At 56.1% G+C, this 20,546-nt stretch carries 20 protein-coding genes; 8 read left to right on the top strand and 12 right to left on the bottom strand.

The annotated features are described in order from the left end of the window. Positions 1–12 precede the first annotated feature (12 nt). Complete coding sequence (locus tag OVA10_RS08575; protein ID WP_059179411.1) at positions 13–210, top strand: YpfN family protein; 198 nt, start codon at positions 13–15, stop codon at positions 208–210. Positions 211–248: 38 nt separating this feature from the next. On the opposite strand, the gene ypfH is transcribed toward OVA10_RS08575, so the two are convergent. The 6 genes from ypfH to dapA all read right to left on the bottom strand — a co-directional run bounded on the left by ypfH (position 249) and on the right by dapA (position 6,788). Beyond that, positions 249–944: an esterase gene (ypfH, locus tag OVA10_RS08570; protein ID WP_268195778.1), complete on the bottom strand. Its 696-nt coding sequence runs from the start codon at positions 942–944 to the stop codon at positions 249–251. Positions 945–1,017: 73 nt separating this feature from the next. Beyond that, the gene (locus tag OVA10_RS08565) at positions 1,018–3,045 is read right to left on the bottom strand and encodes a tRNA(Met) cytidine acetyltransferase TmcA (protein WP_268195777.1); all 2,028 of its coding nucleotides are present in this window, start codon (positions 3,043–3,045) and stop codon (positions 1,018–1,020) included. Then, on the bottom strand, positions 3,045–3,914 hold the full coding sequence (gene ypfJ, locus OVA10_RS08560; protein WP_100779351.1) for a KPN_02809 family neutral zinc metallopeptidase: 870 nt from the start codon (positions 3,912–3,914) through the stop codon (positions 3,045–3,047). The genes OVA10_RS08565 and ypfJ overlap by 1 nt, the downstream gene beginning before the upstream one ends. A gap of 120 nt (positions 3,915–4,034) precedes the next feature. Beyond that, positions 4,035–4,748, bottom strand: a complete 714-nt coding sequence (gene purC, locus OVA10_RS08555) for a phosphoribosylaminoimidazolesuccinocarboxamide synthase (RefSeq protein ID WP_095282862.1) — start codon at positions 4,746–4,748, stop codon at positions 4,035–4,037. Between the two features lie 110 nt (positions 4,749–4,858). Beyond that, positions 4,859–5,893, bottom strand: coding sequence for an outer membrane protein assembly factor BamC (gene bamC, locus OVA10_RS08550; RefSeq protein WP_100779350.1), 1,035 nt, complete (start codon positions 5,891–5,893; stop codon positions 4,859–4,861). Between the two features lie 16 nt (positions 5,894–5,909). Further along, positions 5,910–6,788, bottom strand: a complete 879-nt coding sequence (gene dapA / locus OVA10_RS08545) for a 4-hydroxy-tetrahydrodipicolinate synthase (protein WP_268195776.1) — start codon at positions 6,786–6,788, stop codon at positions 5,910–5,912. 145 nt (positions 6,789–6,933) lie between these two features. Between dapA and OVA10_RS08540 the strand changes: the two genes are divergently transcribed. Both OVA10_RS08540 and bcp read left to right on the top strand, forming a co-directional pair. Beyond that, positions 6,934–7,494, top strand: a complete 561-nt coding sequence (locus OVA10_RS08540; protein ID WP_100779348.1) for a glycine cleavage system transcriptional repressor — start codon at positions 6,934–6,936, stop codon at positions 7,492–7,494. After that, the gene (gene bcp, locus OVA10_RS08535) at positions 7,494–7,964 is read left to right on the top strand and encodes a thioredoxin-dependent thiol peroxidase (protein WP_100779347.1); all 471 of its coding nucleotides are present in this window, start codon (positions 7,494–7,496) and stop codon (positions 7,962–7,964) included. Before OVA10_RS08540 ends, bcp begins: the two co-directional genes overlap by 1 nt. Positions 7,965–8,002: 38 nt before the next feature. On the opposite strand, the gene OVA10_RS08530 is transcribed toward bcp, so the two are convergent. After that, on the bottom strand, positions 8,003–9,064 hold the full coding sequence (locus tag OVA10_RS08530; protein WP_100779346.1) for an AI-2E family transporter: 1,062 nt from the start codon (positions 9,062–9,064) through the stop codon (positions 8,003–8,005). A gap of 221 nt (positions 9,065–9,285) precedes the next feature. On the opposite strand from OVA10_RS08530, the gene bepA reads away from it, so the two are divergent. Next, positions 9,286–10,749, top strand: a complete 1,464-nt coding sequence (gene bepA, locus OVA10_RS08525) for a beta-barrel assembly-enhancing protease (RefSeq protein WP_123427113.1) — start codon at positions 9,286–9,288, stop codon at positions 10,747–10,749. Between the two features lie 12 nt (positions 10,750–10,761). After that, complete coding sequence (gene arsC / locus OVA10_RS08520; protein ID WP_107703142.1) at positions 10,762–11,121, top strand: arsenate reductase (glutaredoxin); 360 nt, start codon at positions 10,762–10,764, stop codon at positions 11,119–11,121. On the opposite strand, the gene OVA10_RS08515 is transcribed toward arsC, so the two are convergent. Next, positions 11,118–11,942 carry an XRE family transcriptional regulator gene (locus tag OVA10_RS08515; RefSeq protein ID WP_268195774.1) on the bottom strand — a complete coding sequence of 275 codons (825 nt, stop codon included), beginning with the start codon at positions 11,940–11,942 and terminating at the stop codon, positions 11,118–11,120. The genes arsC and OVA10_RS08515 overlap by 4 nt on opposite strands. Positions 11,943–12,100: 158 nt before the next feature. On the opposite strand from OVA10_RS08515, the gene celB reads away from it, so the two are divergent. Genes celB through OVA10_RS08500 form a run of 3 tightly spaced genes read left to right on the top strand, consistent with a single transcriptional unit; the run spans position 12,101 to position 15,807 of the window. Continuing rightward, a complete protein-coding gene (gene celB / locus OVA10_RS08510) occupies positions 12,101–13,420 on the top strand; it encodes a PTS cellobiose transporter subunit IIC (protein WP_268195773.1) in 1,320 nt (439 codons plus the stop codon). Positions 13,421–13,423: 3 nt separating this feature from the next. Then, positions 13,424–14,383, top strand: coding sequence for a N(4)-(beta-N-acetylglucosaminyl)-L-asparaginase (locus tag OVA10_RS08505; protein WP_194513942.1), 960 nt, complete (start codon positions 13,424–13,426; stop codon positions 14,381–14,383). Continuing rightward, positions 14,380–15,807: a leucyl aminopeptidase family protein gene (locus tag OVA10_RS08500; protein ID WP_268195772.1), complete on the top strand. Its 1,428-nt coding sequence runs from the start codon at positions 14,380–14,382 to the stop codon at positions 15,805–15,807. The genes OVA10_RS08505 and OVA10_RS08500 overlap by 4 nt, the downstream gene beginning before the upstream one ends. 46 nt (positions 15,808–15,853) lie before the next feature. Here OVA10_RS08500 and OVA10_RS08495 read toward each other — a convergent pair whose 3' ends face one another. The 4 genes from OVA10_RS08495 to OVA10_RS08480 all read right to left on the bottom strand — a co-directional run bounded on the left by OVA10_RS08495 (position 15,854) and on the right by OVA10_RS08480 (position 20,282). Next, positions 15,854–16,555, bottom strand: coding sequence for a DnaA inactivator Hda (locus tag OVA10_RS08495; protein WP_213015986.1), 702 nt, complete (start codon positions 16,553–16,555; stop codon positions 15,854–15,856). A gap of 96 nt (positions 16,556–16,651) precedes the next feature. Continuing rightward, complete coding sequence (gene uraA, locus OVA10_RS08490; RefSeq protein WP_100779339.1) at positions 16,652–17,941, bottom strand: uracil permease; 1,290 nt, start codon at positions 17,939–17,941, stop codon at positions 16,652–16,654. An 87-nt stretch (positions 17,942–18,028) separates the two neighbouring features. Beyond that, on the bottom strand, positions 18,029–18,655 hold the full coding sequence (gene upp / locus OVA10_RS08485; RefSeq protein WP_023308769.1) for a uracil phosphoribosyltransferase: 627 nt from the start codon (positions 18,653–18,655) through the stop codon (positions 18,029–18,031). A 196-nt stretch (positions 18,656–18,851) separates the two neighbouring features. Continuing rightward, positions 18,852–20,282: a 6-phospho-beta-glucosidase gene (locus OVA10_RS08480; protein ID WP_100779338.1), complete on the bottom strand. Its 1,431-nt coding sequence runs from the start codon at positions 20,280–20,282 to the stop codon at positions 18,852–18,854. Positions 20,283–20,546 lie beyond the last annotated feature (264 nt).

The following is a 20,546-nucleotide window of genomic DNA, read 5'->3' as shown; positions in this document are numbered from 1 at the left end:
AAGGAATAGCGAATGGACTGGCTGGCTAAATATTGGTGGATTCTGGTGTTGGTGTTTCTGGTAGGCGTGCTGCTGAACGTAATCAAAGATCTGAAGCGCGTGGACCATAAGAAGTTCCTCGCCAACAAACCTGAGCTTCCCCCGCATCGTGATTTTAACGATAAGTGGGACGATGACGACAACTGGCCGAAGAAAGACCAGAAGAAATAGCTTCAAAAACCCCTCTCCCACGGGAGAGGGGTTTGAACTTACATAAACTCGACAATATCGTCGTCGTTTGGCTTGCTGCCGCTTAACGCTTCGTCGAAATAGTGCTTCGGCACGGTAAAGCGCAGGTGATCCAGCGCGAACTGCATACTGCGATCGTCAATGGCGTGACCCAGTTCATCAACAATATCCAGCGTCACATCTCCCCCTTCACGAATCAGCGCTTCCTGAGCCGCCACCGCATGGGACAACTCAATCACGCGGTCTTCACCGCCGTGAATCAGGTGGATGGTGGTTGCTGTCGTGGCGCTCTGTGGCAAAGTCGCAAAGCGGCCGTTAAAGGCAATCACACGCGAGACCAGTCCGGGCTGTGCTTTCACGCTCTCCAGCGACATAATCGCCCCCTGCGAGAAACCAATCAGCGCGGTTGCTCCGGCACTTACACCGCCCTGCTGTTGCCAGTAGCGTACGGTGTCGATAAAGGTCGGCATGATGGCATCGATGCGTGCCTGACGATTCTCTTCCGTCACGCCCTGCACGGAAAACCACTGACGCCCCTGTGGGCCACAAGGCTCTACGCCGCCAATGCTGACGATGAGTGCGTCGGGGAAAATCGGCGCAAACCAGCTGCCGATTTGCCCCATATTCACTGCATTATCACCGACGCCATGAAACAGCAGCAGCAGTTGTTGCGCTGGGGAAGAAGGGCTTTGGACAACAAAATGGTCATGTTTCATGGCAGTCTCCTTAATTGATAGTCAGGATTTTACGCCTCTGCGGGGTAATGACCATGCCACTTCATTGAAGAAGTCATTGAAAAAATTGCCATTGCAAAACGTCACTTTTGAGCCGCTCGTAGCGGCAGCGATCAAGCGATTCAAGGGCCTGCGCGGCCTCCTGGCGCTGTCGTATGAGTAACGTCTTACGTCCGTGAAGTGCCAGGTCGGCGCACAGTTGCGCGTCCTCTTTGCCCTCTTCCAGCCTGCCGCGCAGGGCCTCCAGCGGTAAAGGTACCGCCAGCAGGAGGCGCGTGAGCGCTGCTGCAGACGTCGAGAGAGGACGATGGGCAAAGGCGAAACCACTTAACTCCAGCCAGTCATCATCATTAAGGGTAGTCTCCCAGCGATCGTCTACCGGGATCTTTTCGCCGTTCCAGCGTTCAATAATCCGCGCATCGCGGCACAGGCGCTGATGTTCCTGTGCGCACAGCGCCTGCCCCGCCTCGCTGATGGGCCGTAGCGCCATCGCCGTGAAGCAGCCGCTGCTGGCCTCGCGATGACTGCCCATACGCACCAGCACAAAGCCGCAGCGCTGCCAGAAGCGCCACAGCTCATCGGTATAGCCAAAGCTGACGGAGTGATAATCCTGCTGTCGGTGCGCACTTGCGCTGCCCGTCAGCGCCTGCCCAATCCCCTCGCGCTGACGCGCCGGATGGACCGCTACGCGGGTGACGCGCCGCCCGACAAGCGTCGCCGCCAGCGGTGATCCGCCGTGTGCAGCAAGAGATTGCGCCACCAGATTGCCGCGCGGACGTCGGTAGCCTGCCCACACGGCCTGGCTCAACGCCGGCGTTAACCCGCCCTCGTCTACCAGCCACAGCGCCCCTGCCAGCGCTTTACCGGCGCGGGCGACGGCAAAATGCTGGCCCGGCGCGTCCATCATCCGGCGCAAATCCAGGGGTGAGGTGCGGTAGTGCGCTGAGCACAAGAGCCGGTAGATATCAGCGGCAAGCTGCGGCTGGCTCTCCCAGGCGTTTTGTTCAAGGGAGATGATCTCGGGTGTGCCGCCGGGTATCGCGTCCACAACGTCGTCATCAAATAACAACGCATCCGCTATCACGCGCTCAAGGGGGCAGCCAGCCGCCCAGCGAATGGGGGCCGAGAGCGTGAAAGAGAGCAGGCCGCTAAAACGCGCGCAGAATTTGAGTAAAAAGCCGCGTCCCGTACCTTCGTAACCCTGCACGGTCGTCGTGAGTAATACACGCGGGAAACGCGACACCAGCTGTTCCAGCAGCGGCCCGGGAATGGCGGCGGCTTCATCAACCACCAGCCAGTCGGCCTGCTGGTCTGAGGCAAGCAACGCATCCGGTGCCATAAAGTGATAGTGATTTTCCGCGAAGCGGGCGATGACGTCTGTTGCCCCTTTCGCAGGCGCAGTGACGATAGCCCGCCCCGAAATGCGGCGTAACAGCATCCCTGCGAGCGCGGATTTCCCCCGCCCGCGCGGTGCTGTGACCACCGCTACGCCGGTTTCCATCCCGGTTAGTGCCGCCAGAATATCAGCCTGTTCGCGCTGCGGCTCGCCGCTGGCAGGCTGCCAGTCGGGTGCCGAAGGCAAGGGGAAATCAGGTAAGGGCTGGTGTTCATGCCAGATCAGCGCATCGGGATCGGCGCTCACCACCCGACAAAAATGGTGAACAAAATGCGGCGTCGCGATGGGGGTTTCGCTGTCGCTCCAGCGAAGCGAATCACTGTCGGTTTGACCGGGCCAGACGGCGAAGGGAGGCGTAAGTAACACCAGCAGGCTGCCCGCGCGTAGTGTGCCGCTCAGCGCCGCAAAGGCTGCGACATCAAAACCGCAACGGGCATCGAAAATCGCGTGACGATACTCGCGCCCGAGCAGATTTTTTAGCGCCTGCGGCGCGCAGTGCGGCTCAACGGGCGCGTCGTTTCCGACCCACAGCCAGTCGCCGGAAAGCGCGTCGCGAAGCATCAATGCGTGTGTCTGCGACCACGTATCGCTACCGCTTAGCACCAGCAACCGGCGATGACCTTCCTGCTGTAGCTGTGCGGCCAGTTGTTCAAACCAGGAGACCGCCTCTTCCCTGCCGCGCGACATCACATGGCTTTACCAAAGGTATTGCACTGAGCCGGATCGCCACTCGCAAAACCACGTTTAAACCAGGTGTAGCGTTCTTCAGAAGTGCCGTGGGTGAAGCTGTCTGGCACCACGCGCCCCTGACTTTGCTGTTGCAGACGGTCGTCGCCGATAGCCTGTGCGGCGTTGAGCGCCTCTTCCAGATCGCCCGACTCCAGCACGCCCTGCTGCTGCATGCTATGGCCCCAGACGCCTGCGAAGCAGTCGGCCTGCAGTTCCATACGCACGGACAAGCGGTTGATTTCAGTCTGGGAGGCGTTTTGCTGCAGCTGACGCACTTTCGGTTCGATGCCGAGCAGTTTTTGTACGTGGTGACCGACTTCATGCGCAATCACGTAGCCCTGGGCAAAATCGCCGTCAGCGCCAAGTTTGCGTTTCATGTCGTCATAGAAGGAGAGATCGATATAGACGGTGCTGTCTGCCGGGCAATAGAACGGCCCCATTACAGACTGACCGGTGCCGCATCCCGTGCGCGTCGCGCCACGGTACATCACCAGTTTTGGCTGCTGGTAGGTGCGGCCCATTTTTTCAAACTGCTGGCTCCACGTATCTTCAGTGGTCGCCAGAATGACAGAGGTGAATTTTGCGGCTTCATCTTCGTTCGGACTGATGGAGCGCTGAGATTGCTGTTGTTGTGGAACCGGTTCTCCGGTCATTAAACCGGTCAAATCGACACCGTAGTAGCCCGCCACCAGCACGATAATCAGCAGAACAATGCCGCCTTTACCGCCGGGAAGTCGCATCCCGCCACCGCCCATCGACGGCCCCATGCCGCCACTGCTGCGCCTGTCTTCTACATTGTCACTTTCACGACGCCCTTGCCAGCGCATAACCACCTCGAAACTTTCTCAATATGAATAGAGTGATCGTAGGCGGTTAACGGACGGATTACCATAGGAAACAATGGTAACAAGCCAAAGGATGTTTCCACCCTTTGGCCCGTAAGGGAATTAATCGAGTTTAACGCCCAGACGATGCGCGACGGCTTCGTACGCTTCAATCAGGCCACCCAGGCTCTGACGGAAACGGTCTTTGTCCATTTTATCCAGGGTCTCTTTGTCCCACAGACGACTGCCGTCCGGGGAGAACTCATCACCCAGCACCACTTCACCTTTGTACAGACCGAACTCCAGTTTGAAGTCGACCAGGATCAGGCCCGCGTCATCAAACAGCTTTTTCAGCACGTCGTTGGCTTTGTAAGTCAGTTCCTGCATGCGCGCCAGGTTCTCTTTGCTCACCCAACCGAAGGTTTCGCAGTAGGATTCATTGACCATGGGATCGTGCATTTCGTCATTTTTCAGGAACAGGTCGAACAATGGCGGGTTCAGTTCGATGCCTTCTTCAATACCCAGACGTTTCACCAGGGAGCCTGCCGCGCGGTTACGCACCACACATTCGACCGGGACCATATCCAGTTTTTTCACCAGACACTCCGTATCGGACAGCAACGCTTCCATCTGAGTCGGGATACCGGCTTCGGCGAGTTTGCTCATAATGAAATGGTTGAACTTGTTGTTTACCATGCCCTTACGATCGAACTGCTCAATGCGTGCGCCATCCCCTGCTGACGTATCATTGCGGAACTCGAGCACCAACAGATCCGGGTTTTCGGTGCTGTATACGGTCTTCGCTTTGCCACGATACAACTCAGCTTGCTTCTGCATCTTCATTACTCCTGGTGTGATGATATGTACAAAAATCTCGGGATATTATGCCACGCACACGTTTGCGTAGCACGAAAATAAAAAGGGCTGGATTAACCAGCCCTGTTTTTTTATTTGCTGAATGCAGCCTGGAAGACTGCAACCAGCGCATCGTTTTGCGACTGGGTCAGCGTGTGACCTTTCGGATCGATAAACTGCAAGCTGCTGCGGTTATCGAGGTCACCGACCTGAATTTTGTAATCGCCGGACGCGAGGCCAGGATCGCTGGCACCCAGTTCCTGCCATGCGCTATCAGAAAGCGGTTTGTAAGTGGCCGTGATGCTGCCCGTTGAACGGGTGCTGTCAGTCACTTTCATACCGGCTTTTTCAAGCACGGCTGGCAGACGCTGCCAGGTTTGCTGGAACGGTGCACGCACTACCAGCATTGGCAGACCGGTGTCATCCGCTGCGCTCTGCACATCGAAGGTCACGCCATTGCGGCTCTGCGCGGAGTTCGCTGCATCGGTCGCGTTTTTATCGAGACCAGAAGCAATCACGTTCAGCATTTCAGTGCTGTAGCGCTGCAGCGAGGCCGCATCCGCCACTGGCTTGCCAGCCTGCTCAAGGTTCAGCAGTTTGACCGTGACGGCCTGCTGATAACCCTGCGGTTTGACAGAGACTTGATAACGACCACGGTACTGCTGATCTTCATCCAGACGGTTCCATTCGATCCAGTCGGTCGTCAGACTCTGACTGGCGTCGTCACGCTTATCAATCGCGTAGTTCTTCGACTGAATCACGCTGACCACCTGCGGCCACAGGGTGTTGCCACGACCGTTTTCGACCAGAAGCGTAGCCGTGTCACCCGTAAACTGGGTGCGGGCACCGCTCACCAGCGCCAGTGGCTGTGCCGGTGGACGAATGTCCAGCGCTTTGCCTACTGCACCACTGCTGTTAGTGACAGGAATGTTGTAATCGCCGTTTTGAATCGGCAGGATCATACCCGCTGGCGCATGAAGTTCAGCAAGCGGCGTTGCATCCAGATAGGATTCATCACCGCTCACCTGGCGCTTGTAGCGCGAGTCTGAACTACAGGCTGCGAGGAGCATAACAAGCGAAACACCCGCAACCTTCGCCAGGCGCGACTTCTGTACTGAGTAAGCCATCAAATCTCCCTAAACTCTACAGCAAACCGGCATGCTTCAGCGCCCCGGTGACCACTTCGCGACCGTGGTCGGTAATGGGGGTCATCGGCAGACGCAGCGTGTCGGTCGCTACAAGTCCCAACTCCTTACATGCCCATTTCACTGGGATCGGATTGGGTTCGACAAATAATTTTGTGTGCAGCGGCATCAGACGCTGGTTAATCAAGCGAGCTTCGTCGAAATGATCCGCCGCAGCCAGTTTGCACATTTCGGCCATATCGCGCGCGGCTACGTTTGACGTCACGGAAATCACGCCATGACCACCGAGCTGCATGAAGTCCAGCGCGGTCGCGTCATCACCACTGAGCAGGATAAAGTCGTCTGAAACCAGCTCTTTGATCTGGTGAACGCGGCTTAAGTTCCCGGTCGCCTCTTTAATTGCGATAATATTTTTAACTTTCGAGAGACGGCCTACGGTTTCCGGCAGCATATCGCAGCCAGTACGCGACGGCACATTATACAGAATTTGTGGCAAGTCAGTATGTTCAGCGATGGCTTTGAAATGCTGGAACAGACCTTCCTGCGTTGGGCGGTTGTAGTACGGGGTCACCGTCAGGCAGCCGACAATGCCGCTGTTGTTGAAACGCTGGGTCAGGCTGATGGCCTCGGCGGTTGCATTTGCACCCGTTCCGGCGATAACCGGGATACGCCCGTCAGCCAGTTCGACGGTCATCATCACCACATCGCCGTGTTCTTCATGGCTCAGGGTGGCAGATTCACCGGTAGTCCCTACGGAAACGATCGCCGACGTCCCGTTGGCGACATGGTAATCAATCAGTTTTTTCAGGCTTGACCGGCAGACATTACCTTTCTCATCCATCGGCGTAACAAGCGCAACAATACTTCCCGTGAACATGGGCCATCCTCTGTGCAAACAAGATTCTCAATGGTACGTTTGGAACTGTAATAAAAGCAAGCGACGTAAGGCGTCCAGGCTGTTGTATGCATGTTTTTTTTATGCTTTCCTTAGGATGACTTAACCACGCAAAGGAAGAACAGGTTTGACAACCTCATCACAACATTACCTGGTTATCACTGCGCTGGGTGCCGACAGAGCCGGTATTGTGAACACCATCACCCGCCACGTCAGCAGTTGCGGCTGTAATATCGAAGACAGCCGCCTTGCGATGCTGGGTGACGAGTTCACGTTTATCATGCTGTTGTCCGGGACATGGAACGCGATTACGCTCATTGAATCCACGTTGCCGCTGAAAGGCGCGGAGCTGGATTTGCTGATCGTGATGAAACGCACAACTGCGCGCCCGCGCCCGGCCATGCCGGCGACCGTCTGGGTGCAGGTTGAAGTCACCGATTCCCCGCATTTAATCGAACGTTTCACCGCACTGTTTGACAGCCACCAGATGAACATCGCTGAGCTTGTGTCCCGCACACAGCCCGGACCGCTGCCAAAATTATTTATTCAGATCACGGCACACAGCCCTGCCTCGCACGATGCGTCAAATATTGAGCAAGCGTTCAAAGCACTCTGTACAGAACTCAATGCACAAGGCAGTATAAACGTCGTCAATTATTCGCAGCACGAACAGGATGGAGTTGAGTAATGAATCCACTGAAAGCCGGTGACATCGCACCGAAATTTAGCCTGCCCGATCAAGACGGCGAGCAAGTAAATTTGACCGACTTCCAGGGACAGCGTGTTCTGGTCTATTTCTACCCGAAAGCCATGACGCCAGGGTGTACCGTACAGGCGTGCGGTTTACGCGATAACATGGATGATTTGAAAAAGGCCGGCGTAGACGTGCTGGGAATCAGCACCGACAAGTCAGAAAAACTGTCACGCTTCGCTGAAAAAGAGCTGCTGAACTTTACGCTGCTCTCCGATGAAGACCATCAGGTTTGCGAGCAATTTGGCGTCTGGGGTGAAAAGACCTTTATGGGCAAAACCTACGACGGCATTCATCGCATCAGCTTCCTGATTGATGCCGATGGCAAAGTTGAACATGTGTTTGATGATTTCAAAACCAGCAACCACCACGACGTGGTGCTCGACTGGCTGAAAGCGAACGCCTGATTAAACGAAAAATCCCAGTTCATTGAACCGGGATTTTTTTATTCTTCCACCGCAGGCACATCCGGCCACGCATGCACGACCGCTTTAATCAGCGTCGCCAGAGGGATGGCAAAGAACACCCCCCAGAAGCCCCACAGCCCCCCAAAAATCACCACCGACAGGATGATCACCAGCGGGTGAAGGTTCACCGCCTCCGAGAACAGCACCGGCACCAGCAGGTTACCGTCCAGCCCCTGAATAATCAGGTAGACTGCGAAACAGCTCCAGAATTCTGTACCCAGACCAAACTGGAACAGCGCCACACCGACCACCGGAATCGTCACCACGAATGCGCCGATATACGGGATCAGCACCGAGAAGCCCACCAGCACCGCCAGCAGCAGCGAATAATTCAGACCAAAGATCACAAACCCAATCCAGGTTGCGACGCCGACCACAATCATCTCCAGCACTTTGCCGCGAATGTAGTTGGTGATCTGTTGGTTCATCTCTTTCCACACCTGGCCCGCCAGCCCGCGATTGCGCGGCAAAATGCGGCGCACGGCGTTGAGCATCTGCTCTTTGTCCTTCACGAGGAAGAAGACCATCAGCGGCACCAGCACCAGATAGACCGCCAGCGTCAGCAGGCCCACCAGCGAGGCGAGGGAATATTTCACCACCGAATCGCCCATCGTCATGATGCGGGCGCGCATATTTTCCGCCATCGCATCAATAATGCCCGCATCCATCAGCGCCGGATAACGGCGTGGCAGCGTGGCGGCAAAATCGGAAAGTTTATTGAGCATCCCCGGCATATCGCGGATCAGGTAGATCCCCTGCTGCCAGGCAACCGGCATCACCACAAACGACATCAGCAACAGAATGCCGACGAACAAGATCAGCACAATGCTGGTTGCCCAGCGGCGGGAGCAACCAATTTTTTCAAGGCGCACTGTCGGCCATTCGAGAAGATAGGCCAGTACCAGGGCAACGAGCAGCGGCGCCAGCAGGCCGCTGAAGAAGAACAAAATACCGAACCCGGCGACCAGAATAACCAGCAAAGCAATAGCTTCGGGGTCGCTGAAACGGCGCCGATACCACTGCATTAACATTTCGAGCATACAACCCTTCCCTGAATCTGATGGCTGGAGCGAGAGGCGAATTGTATCTAACTGTCACACAAAAGACTTTCCATTTTTGACGCTGCGTCACGAAACGCAAAAGGCGGGCGTTTGGGATTTTCTTCAAGCCGTAACACGGCTACACTCGCAGAGCAGCAGAAGGTGAACGATATGCACGTTCTTCGGTCAAATGGGTACATCCAAAATACAGGGCAGAGGTTATGTTCAGGCAGTTGAAAAAAACTCTGGTTGCAACGCTTATTGCCGCGCTGACTGTCGGTCAAATGGTGCCAGCTTTCGCTGACACGTCCGATACATTGCCGGATATGGGTACCTCAGCAGGAAGCACGCTCTCCATCGGACAAGAAATGCAGATGGGTGATTACTACGTGCGTCAACTTCGCGGCAGCGCGCCGCTGATTAATGACCCGCTGCTGGTGCAATATATCAACGGTCTCGGCATGCGCCTTGTGGCCCACGCCGACTCCGTCAAAACCCCCTTCCACTTCTATTTAATTAATAACGACGAAATCAACGCCTTCGCCTTCTTCGGCGGTAACGTGGTGCTGCATTCGGCGTTATTCCGTTATTCCGACAACGAAAGCCAGCTCGCCTCGGTAATGGCGCACGAAATCTCCCACGTCACTCAGCGCCATCTGGCGCGTGCCATGGAAGATCAGAAAAAAAATGCGCCGCTGACCTGGGTCGGCGCGTTAGGTTCGATTCTGCTGGCGATGGCCAGCCCGCAGGCCGGGATGGCCGCCCTGACCGGGACGCTCGCCGGGACGCGTCAGGGGATGATCAGCTTTACCCAGCAGAACGAACAGGAAGCAGACCGCATCGGCATTCAGGTGCTCCAGCGCTCTGGTTTTGATCCGCAGGCGATGCCGACCTTCCTTGAAAAATTGCTCGATCAGGCGCGCTACTCCACTCGCCCACCGGAAATTCTGCTGACCCACCCCCTGCCAGAAAGCCGTCTTTCAGATGCGCGTAACCGTGCCAATCAGATGCGTCCGGTCGTCGTCCAGTCGTCGCAGGATTTCTACATGGCGAAGGTCAGAACCCTCGGCATGTATAATTCTGGCCGCAACCAGCTGACGAGTGACCTGCTCGATACGCTGACGAAAGGCAATGTGCGTGAGCAGAATGCTGCCCAGTACGGTCGTGCGCTGCAGGCGATGGAGGCCAGCAAATACGATGAGGCGCGCAAAGCGCTCCAGCCGCTGCTGGCCGCCGATCCTAACAATGCGTGGTATCTGGATCTCTCAACCGACATCGATTTAGGCCAGAAGAAAACCGGCGATGCGATTAACCGCCTGAAAAACGCCAAAGATTTGCGCACCAATCCGGTGTTGCAGCTCAACCTGGCGAATGCTTACTTACAGGGCGGTCAGCCGAAAGAGGCGGCAACGATTCTGAATCGCTATACCTTTGACCATAAAGACGATCAAAACGGCTGGGATTTACTGGCGCAAACCGAAGGACAGCTTGGTAACCGCGACCAGGAGTTAGCCGCGCGCGCCGAGGGCTTTGCCCTGGTTGGGCGCCTGGACCAGTCGATTTCCCTGTTAAGCAGCGCCAGTTCGCAGGTCAAACTGGGCAGTCTGCAGCAGGCGCGCTACGACGCCCGAATCGATCAGCTGCGCGCGCTGCAGCAACGGTTCAAGCCGTACGAAAAGATGTAATAAGGAGAAGTCATGTCAGACAAGGTTAAAATTTATCACAACCCTCGCTGCTCCAAGAGTCGCGACACGCTGAGCCTGCTGAAAGCGAACGGCATTGATCCCGACGTGGTGCTCTATTTGGAGACGCCGCCGGACGCCGCCACTCTTCGCCAGCTTCTGAGCATGCTGGGCATGGCGAGCGCACGTGAGCTGATGCGCCGGAAAGAAGATCTCTATAAATCCTTAAACCTGGACGACAGCCACCTCACGGAAGATGCGCTGATTCAGGCGATGGTTGAAAATCCAAAGCTGATTGAGCGCCCGATTGTGGTCGCTAACGGTGAAGCGCGCATTGGCCGCCCACCGGAAGATGTGCTCGAAATCCTCAACTAAAGGGTGCGCCGCAGCGCTTCAAGAAAGCCCTGCGGCGTACTGTCCCCCAGTTTCTTCTGCGCTTTGCCCTGATTATAGAATTCACAGATTCGCATCAATAACTCTCCTGCCGGTTCCACATTCACTCGAGGAATGATTTCACCCAGCGGGATCGCCACCTGTACGGCGCTGTGCTGTGCCGGGCTGTGTTTTATCACTATCCCCTCCAGGCTCAACGATGTGGCGAAGCCAAAAGTCTCAACAGATTGAATATCAGCCGGACAGGCTTCCAGCAGCTCCCTTGACCAGTTTGCCACCAGCTGCGGTGAAATCCCCGCGTAAAGCCTGGCAAAACACCAGCCGCTGACAGGCTCCCGCGCCCACAGCAGATGCTGTTCTCCGCCGTCATCCATATGCAATGAGAGCGGCAGATGATGCAGTTCAAGCCGCTGCGGTAAGAGACCGGCTTTCAGCGCTTTTTTGCCCTGCAGTGGCGCGCCCTGACGCGAGGATGCAGCAGGTTTCAGATAGCGATTCAGCGTCGCCCGCGAAACGCTAATCCCCAGCCCTTCATTCACCATCAGCAACAGTTCGTCCAGCGGCGCACCGGTGGCGTCACGCAGGGCGTTAATCAATGAAACTTGCTCTTGTCTCATTGCTTTGTGTATCACCTTTGGCGTCGTGTGGTTGTCGGATATCTGCTCACGCTTGCGCCAGCGCCGGACGGTGGTGACTGAAATTCCCAGCTCCAGGGCCAGCTCCCTGTCGCTCTTATCCGACTGCTGAAGATAGCGACGGGTGCGCGGTGTCGTGGTGGCATTGGCGTGCAGTTTGATTTCCATCGCGAGGCCTCAGTCAAATTTCTTATAACCAATCTTGTGAGATTTATGTTAATAAAGCGATTACATTGTGACCTGATTCACCTTTCGGTCGCAACGCTTCACTGATAATCCTCAGACATAACATAAACAACGTCACGCGATCTTGTACGGAGTTCACAATGAACAATGTTCTGGGATTTATGGAAGCAAAATTGATGCCGCTGGCAGCCAAAACGGCTCAGCAGCGTCATCTGGGTGCCATTCGTGGTGCATACGTTTCATTCATGCCGTTTATTATCGTCGGCTCGATCCTGCTGGTTATCTCCTCGTTCCCGAATCAAACCTATCAGCAGTTTATGTCGTCGGCCTTTGGCGAAAGCTGGAGCGCGATTATCGAGATCCCGTTTAACGCTGTTTTCTCGACGATGTCTCTGTTTATCAGCTTCCTGGTCGCCTTCCGTCTGGCGGAGCACTACGACGAGGACCGCATCTCGTGTGGGATCCTGGCGCTGGTCAGCTTCCTGATCCTCACGCCGTTTATCAAAGTGGCGGAAAACGGCGGTATTACCGTGATGCCGGTGGAGTGGATTGGCAGTAAAGGCCTGTTCGTGGCGATGATTGGCTCGCTGTTATGGACGGAGCTGTTCTGCTGGCTGAAGCGTAAAAATCTGGTGATTAAAATGCCGGAGGGCGTTCCGCCTGCAGTACATGAGTCGTTCGCCGCGCTGATCCCCGCCCTGGTGGTGATGATTCTGGTGCTGATGATCCGCATTGCGTTTGAAAACACGCACTATCACACCATTCATCAGTTCATCTATGACGTGGTCGCAACGCCGGTGCGTCACTACGGCACCTCCTATTTCGGCGCACTGATGACGGTGTTCAGTATCACCATTTTGTGGTCAGTGGGCATTAACTCCGGTTCGATGATCAACGGCATTATCCGTCCGCTGTGGATGGAAAATCAGACCGACAATATCGCCGCCATTCAGGCGGGCGTGACGCCGCCGCACATTATTACCGAGCAGTTTTTCGACATGATCTGGATGGGCGGCGCAGGTGCCACGCTGTCGCTGGTCATCGCGATGCTGATTTTTGCCCGCAGTAAAAATATGCGGGAAGTGGCGCGGCTCGGCGCGGGCGCATCGGTGTTCAACATCAACGAACCGATTCTGTTCGGACTGCCGGTGATCATGAACCCGATCATGCTGATTCCCTTTAACCTGGTGCCGCTGGTGTTAGTCACCGTGCAGTACGCGGCCATGAAAATCGGCGCGGTCGCCGTGACCACCGGGGTGTTTATTCCCTGGACGCTGCCGCCGGTCATCAGCGGCTTTATCGTCACCGGGCATCTTAGCGGCAGCGTGATGCAGCTGCTCAACCTGCTGATCGGCGCGATGCTCTATCTGCCGTTTATGCGCATTCTGGACAAACAGTACCGCGCTGCGGAAATCGCTACCGCGACGCCAACCGAAACCACGCTGGCAAAACAGGAGTAAACCATGTGGGGAATTATCGCAACCTGGCGAATGGCGCTGGAAGGTGTGACGGAGTCTGCGTCTGCGCTGGCTGCGGGGAAGCCTGTCGCATCGGCAGTCGTGGATGCCGTTGCCGCCGTTGAAGACTTTCCGTATTACAAGTCCGTCGGCTACGGCGGGCTGCCCACGGAGAATGGCGAAGTGGAACTCGACGCCGCCTATATGGACGGCGACACGCTGGCCTTTGGCGCAGTGGGTAATCTGGTGGATATTGCCAACCCGGTGCGGGTGGCTCAGGCCTTGAGCCGTCAGCGCTATAACAGCCTGCTGGTCGGCCAGGGAGCGCGCGAGTGGGCGTTAAGCCAGGGCTTTACTGACAAAACCATGCTCACCGACCGGGCAATGCAGCACTACCGCAAGCGCTGTCGTGAAACGCTGGATAAGGGGCTCAGCCCGTACGACGGCCACGATACTGTCGGCATTATCGGGCTGGATAAGCAAGGTTCCATGAGTGTCGCGACCTCCACCAGCGGCCTGTTTATGAAAAAACGCGGGCGCATCGGGGATTCGCCGATTATCGGTTCCGGTTTTTATTGCGACAGCGAAACGGGGGCCGCCACCGCCACGGGCGTGGGCGAGGACCTGATGAAAGGCTGCACCAGCTACGAAATCGTGCGCCGCATGGCGCAGGGCATGACGCCACAGCAGGCGGCAGATTCCGTCGTCTTTGAACTCGAAGACAAGCTAATGTCACGCTTTGGCCGCGTGGGCGATCTTTCCGTGGTGTGTATGAATAACCGAGGCGAATTTGGCGCGGCGACCAACATTAAGACGTTCTCTTTTGTGGTCGCCACCGCCCGGCAGCCCCTGACCGTTTTTCGCACCGAACGCCTGCGTGAGAAAACCCACTATCAGGCCGTGGATGACGACTGGATGCAGGCCTATGCCACCCGCATTCGCGCGCCGATTGAGGAACAACCATGATTACCTGCCAGCTGATTACCTCTCTTGCCGAAGCCCGCCTACACAGCCATCTTCTGGCGCGCCACGCCTGCGCACAGCTGCCGGAGACGGCGCTTATCAATGAGATGCGTGTACAGACAGGCGTAGCAGACACACGCTTCGGCTGTGCCCCTTTTGCCCGTATCACTCTGCTGCCAGAAGCGCTGTGGCAGGATTCCCTGACCGACGGTTTAGTGGCCGCGCTACGCCCGCTATTTGCCGCCCCCGTCAGCGAAAGCCTGGTGATTGATCTCTGCGATATTCACGACATCGTTCTGGGCCAGTTGCTGCGTTTCCTGTTCAATCAGGCGCATAACCTCAGCGATTTGCAGCTCAAGAAAACGGATGGCTCCGCCGTGCGGATTCGCCACATTGCCGCCCTGTGCCTGCCCGAGCAACGAGAGCGGTTAGCCAGCATCATCGAACAACAGCAGGCGATCGCCAACGGGATGATGGCTGCGCGGCGTCTGGCAGACACGCCATCCGACCGCTGCACGCCACAGTACGTGGTCGACGAGGCGCAGACCCTGTGTGCCGCCTTCCCTGCCCTGCGCTGCGAGGTGCTTGATGAACAACAGATCGTCGGGCAAGGTCTTGGACTGCTCCATGCCGTTGGAAAAGGCGCCACCTGCCCGCCGCGCCTGCTGGCGATTCATTACGACGGCGTCAGCGACGGTCCGGTTCGCTGCTATGTGGGCAAAGGCATTACCTTTGACACGGGCGGTCTGTGGCTGAAGGAAGGCGCGGGCATGTACACCATGAAGTACGACATGTGCGGCGCAGCCAACGTGCTGGGTCTGATGCTGACGGTGGCGGAGCTGAATCTGCCCGTGCGGATCATGGGCGTGCTGGCGCTGGCGGAAAACGCCATCGGCCCGGACGCAATGCAGCCGGGGACGGTAGCGCGGGCCTGTAACGGCCTGACGGTGGAGATCAATAATACCGACGCCGAAGGACGTCTGGTGCTGGCCGACGCTATCGCCTGGGCGAGTCAGCGTCATCCGCAGGCGCATTACATTATCGATATGGCGACGCTGACGGGTGCGGTTGTGAAAGCGCTGGGGTATGAGCTGAGCGGATTGATGACGCAAAACGAAACGCTGCGGGAGCAGCTGACCCGCGCCGGGATCAGCAGCGGCGATGAGGTGTGGTCTCTGCCGCTGGATGCGCGGCTGAAAAAACAGACCGAAAGCACGATTGCCGATCTGTGCAATACGCCGACTAATAACGCGGCGATCAGTGCGTCAGCCGCATGGTTATTACACCATTTTTGCCCGCCAACGATTCCGTGGGCGCATCTGGATATCAGCGGAACGGCGTTATGGCGTGAAGGCGGAAGGAGCGTGGCGTCGGGAAGACCGATTCCGTTATTGGTGGAGCATTTATTAGCAGATACAGAACTGTAAGCCCGTACACGCGCCGCGCCGCCGGGCCAGCAGGCCTGGTGGCGAATTAAAGCTTCAGCGTCTCTTTCACAAACGGAATGGTCAGTTTGCGCTGGGCCGTTATGGAGGCGTGATCGAGCTGATCCAGCGTATCAAACAGAGTGCGCATTTCCCGATCCAGCCGCTTTAACAGGAAACGCCCCACGTCTTCCGGCAGCTCAAACCCACGTAGCCGCGAGCGTAACTGCAGCGCCTGAAGTTTGTCTTCATCAGACAAGGGTTGCAGCTTGTAGATTTGTCCCCAGTCGAGACGAGACGCCAGATCCGGCAACCCCAGATTCAGCTGGCGAGGAGGACGATCGCCGGTGATCAGCAACCGGGTTTTCCCCGATTCCAGAATGCGGTTGTAGAGATTAAACATCGCCATTTCCCACGGCTCATCTCCGGCAATGCATTCAATATTGTCGATGCAAACCAGTGAAAGATGTTCCATGCCGTCGAGCACTTCCGGGACAAACCAGGTGCGTTTATCCAGCGGCACGTAGCCTACCGCGTCACCGCGCTGGGAAAGCTCCGCACAGGCGGCGTGCAGCAGATGGCTGCGTCCCGCGCCTTCGCGTGACCAGATATAAATGTATCCGCTGTGCTCCTGGCGCAACACGTTTTGCAGTGCAGCCAGTAAAGAGGGGTTATCACCCGGCCAGAAACTCGCGAAAGTTTCGTCGTCAGGAAGATAAAGTGGCAGAGAGAGCTGTGCCGGTCCGTTCAGAAATACCTCGATCAAGGTCTCACATAAAATCGGGAGGGAGTTTATCACGGAACCTGCAATGAGAGAACCGGGCGGATCGTCCGCCCGGTTTAACGATCAATGTGACGCTTTTTCGCTGTCAGCGGCGTCGAGAACTTCTTCTTCCGGGCGCAGCACAGAGATCAGTTTGAAGATCAGGCTCAGGCCTACGCCGACGATGGTGGCCAGCGCCATGCCTTTCAGCTCAGCGGCACCGATGTGCACTTTCGCGCCGCTCACACCGATAATCAGGATCACCGAGGTCAGGATCAGGTTCTGCGTTTTGTTGTAATCCACTTTGGATTCAATCAGCACGCGAATACCGGATGCGCCGATCACGCCGTAGAGCAGCAGTGAGACACCGCCGATGACCGGAACCGGGATAATCTGGATCGCCGCCGCCAGTTTTCCGACGCAGGAGAGCAGAATTGCAAAGATCGCCGCCCCGCCGATCACCCAGGTGCTGTAGACGCGTGTGATCGCCATTACGCCGATGTTCTCGCCGTAAGTGGTGTTTGGCGTGGAGCCGAAGAAGCCGGAAATCATGGTCGACAGGCCGTTAGCAAACATCGAACGGTGCAGACCGGGGTCGCGGATCAGATCTTTTTTGACGATATTCGCCGTCACCACCAGGTGACCAACGTGTTCGGCAATCACCACCAGCGCCGCTGGCAAAATGGTGAAGATCGCAAACCACTCAAAGCGCGGCGTGTAGAAGGTTGGCAGTGCAAACCAATGCGCCTGGGCAATCGGAGTGGTGTCCACTACTCCCATCGCAAAGGAGAGCGCATAGCCCGCCAGCACCCCGATCAGAATCGGGATAATCGCCAGGAAACCACGGAACAGCACCGAGCCGAACACCGTCACGCCCAAGGTCACCAGCGAAATAATAATGGTTTTAGACTCAGGCGATTGTCCGTCCGCAGGCAGCAGCCCGGCCATATTAGCCGCCACACCCGCCAGCTCCAGACCGATGACGGCAACGATTGCGCCCATCGCCGCAGGCGGGAACATCACATCTAGCCAGCCTGTACCGGCTTTCTTCACAATGAAGGCCACCAGGCAGAACAGCGCACCGCACATGATAAAGCCGCCCAGCGCCACTTCGTAGCCTAATGGCAGCAGCAACAGGACCGGGGAGATAAACGCAAAGCTGGAACCCAGATACGCCGGGATTTTGCCTTTACAGATGAAAAGGTAAAGCAGCGTGCCGACACCGTTGAACAGCAGCACGGTAGCCGGGTTAATGTGAAACAGGATTGGCACCAGCACGGTCGCACCAAACATGGCAAACAGATGCTGCAAACTAAGCGGGATCGTCTGCAAAAGCGGCGGTCTTTCACTCACCCCGATAGTACGGCGCGTCATAGTGTTTTCCTCTAAGTATTGTGAGTTGTTTGTGTTTTATTCAAAAAAAAGCCGACTATCAAAGTCGGCTTCTTTTTCGTTATTCGATTATTTCGTACCAAAAATCTTATCGCCGGCATCGCCCAGCCCCGGGATGATGTACCCGTGCTCGTTCAGCCCCTGGTCGATGGATGCGGTATACAGCTCAACGTCCGGATGCGCTTTTTCCAGCGCCGCGATACCTTCCGGTGCCGCAACCAGCACCAGCACTTTAATGCTGTTGCAGCCGGCGTTTTTCAGCAGGTCGATAGTGGCGATCATCGAGCCGCCGGTGGCGAGCATCGGGTCAACGACCAGCGCCATTCGCTCGTCGATATTGGAAACCAGCTTCTGGAAATACGGAACCGGCTCGAGAGTCTCTTCATTACGGTAGATACCGACAACGCTGATACGCGCGCTCGGTACGTGCTCCAGCACGCCTTCCATCATGCCCAGACCTGCGCGCAGGATTGGCACCACGGTAATTTTTTTGCCTTTGATCTGCTCAACCTGGACCGGGCCGTTCCAGCCTTCGATGGTCACTTTTTCAGTTTCCAGGTCAGACGTTGCTTCGTAAGTCAGTAAGCTTCCAACTTCAGAGGCCAGTTCGCGAAAACGCTTCGTGCTGATGTCATGCTCACGCATCAGGCCCAGCTTGTGTTTAACGAGTGGGTGTTTCACTTCCACAATCTTCATTCTCATTCTCCTCTGAGGTGGCTACCGCAAAAAAAATCGCCGGATTATACCGCTTTTTTCCAGGTTCGCCATACCCATCTTGCTTGACGTTGATCAATCAAAGTGGATTAGGGAGCGTTAGAGAGTATAAAACAGGAAAAAAAAGCCGGAGGGAAAGTCCGGCTTTTTCGGGGGTAGTTACCGTGCTGTGCTGCGCTTACAGGTCTGCGCCGTTAGTGGCGATAACCTTCTGATACCAGTCGAATGATTTTTTCTTGCTGCGGTTCAGGGTGCCATTACCTTCGTTATCTTTATCGACAAAGATAAACCCGTAACGTTTTTTCATTTCGCCCGTGCCCGCCGACACCAGATCGATACAGCCCCACGGGGTATAGCCCATCAGATCCACGCCATCTTCAACGACCGCTTTTTTCATCTCACGGATGTGCGCATTGAGATAATCGATGCGGTACTGGTCGTTCACCGTGCCGTCGCTCTCCTGCACGTCGATGGCGCCAAAGCCGTTCTCGACGATAAACAGTGGCAGCTGATAGTGATCCCAGAACCAGTTCAGGGAGTAGCGCAGGCCCACCGGGTCAATCTGCCAGCCCCAGTCGGATTTTTGAACGTACGGGTTGGAGACCAGGCTTTTACTTTCGTCATAATCCAGCTGCGGGTTGTCCGGCGTTGCTTTGGTGGCGAAGGACATGTAATAGCTGAAACCGATGTAATCAACACAGCCCTGCTTCAGTGCCGCAATATCTTCCTCGGTAATATCCAGCTCAAAACCGCGACGCTCAAAGTAGTTGAGCAGGTGCTGCGGATATTTCCCGCGCACGTGCACGTCGGTGAACCAGTAGCGGCGATGCATGGCGTTCATCGCCATCATGATGTCGTTTGGCGCGCAGCTCAGCGGATAGATTGGGCACATGGCAATCATGCAGCCAATTTGCAGGGACGGATTGATCTCACGCCCGGCTTTCACCGCCAGAGCGCTGGCCACCAGCTCATAGTGCGCAGCCTGGAACATCACCGGCTCGCGATCTTCGCCCGGCTCGTACTTCAGGCCGGAGTTGGTAAATGGCGCAAAATCTTCGTGGAAGTTAGCCTGGTTGTTGATCTCGTTGAAGGTCATCCAGTACTTCACTTTGTGCTGGTAACGCTTGAATACCACGGTCGCGAAACGCACAAACATGTCGATCAGCTTGCGATTGCGCCAGCCACCGTATTCGGTCACCAGATGGAAAGGCATTTCGAAGTGCGAAAGAGTAATCACCGGCTCAATGCCATATTTCAGGCACTCGTCGAACAGGTCGTCGTAGAATTTCAGACCGGCTTCGTTCGGCTCCAGCTCATCGCCTTTGGGGAAAATACGCGTCCAGGCAATCGATGTGCGGAAGCATTTAAAGCCCAGTTCAGCGAAAAGTTTGATGTCTTCTTTGTAGCGATGGTAGAAATCGATGGCTTCGTGGTTCGGATAGTTTTTACCCTGAATCACGCCCTGGGTGATTTCACGCGGGACACCGTGCGCGCCGACCGTCATTACGTCCGCAACGCTGATTCCTTTACCGCCCTCTTTCCAGCCACCTTCCAGCTGATGCGCCGCCACCGCGCCGCCCCACAGAAAACCTTCTTTGAATCCTGGCATGCCTTTTCCCTCATTCTGCGTTATTTTCTGCAAAAACAATTACAGAAACCGGTTTCAGTGAAATCATGTGCAATGCTCCTGGCGGTTGCAAGCACATTACCGAAACCGGTTTCATTTTCGTGAACGGTATCAAGTTTGTCGCCGCCCGATGTATAAATGTGTAAATTTTCAGCGACTTTTCATGACCGCAGAATAGGCTCGCAAACGTTTGCCTGGACTGTTAGAATTGCGCCGATTTTTCTTACTATGCAATGCAATCGCGTG

The sequence above is a fragment of the Lelliottia sp. SL45 genome (assembly GCF_026672535.1).
Lineage (GTDB): Bacteria > Pseudomonadota > Gammaproteobacteria > Enterobacterales > Enterobacteriaceae > Enterobacter > Enterobacter nimipressuralis.
This window is presented reverse-complemented; position numbering and strand designations above follow the sequence as displayed.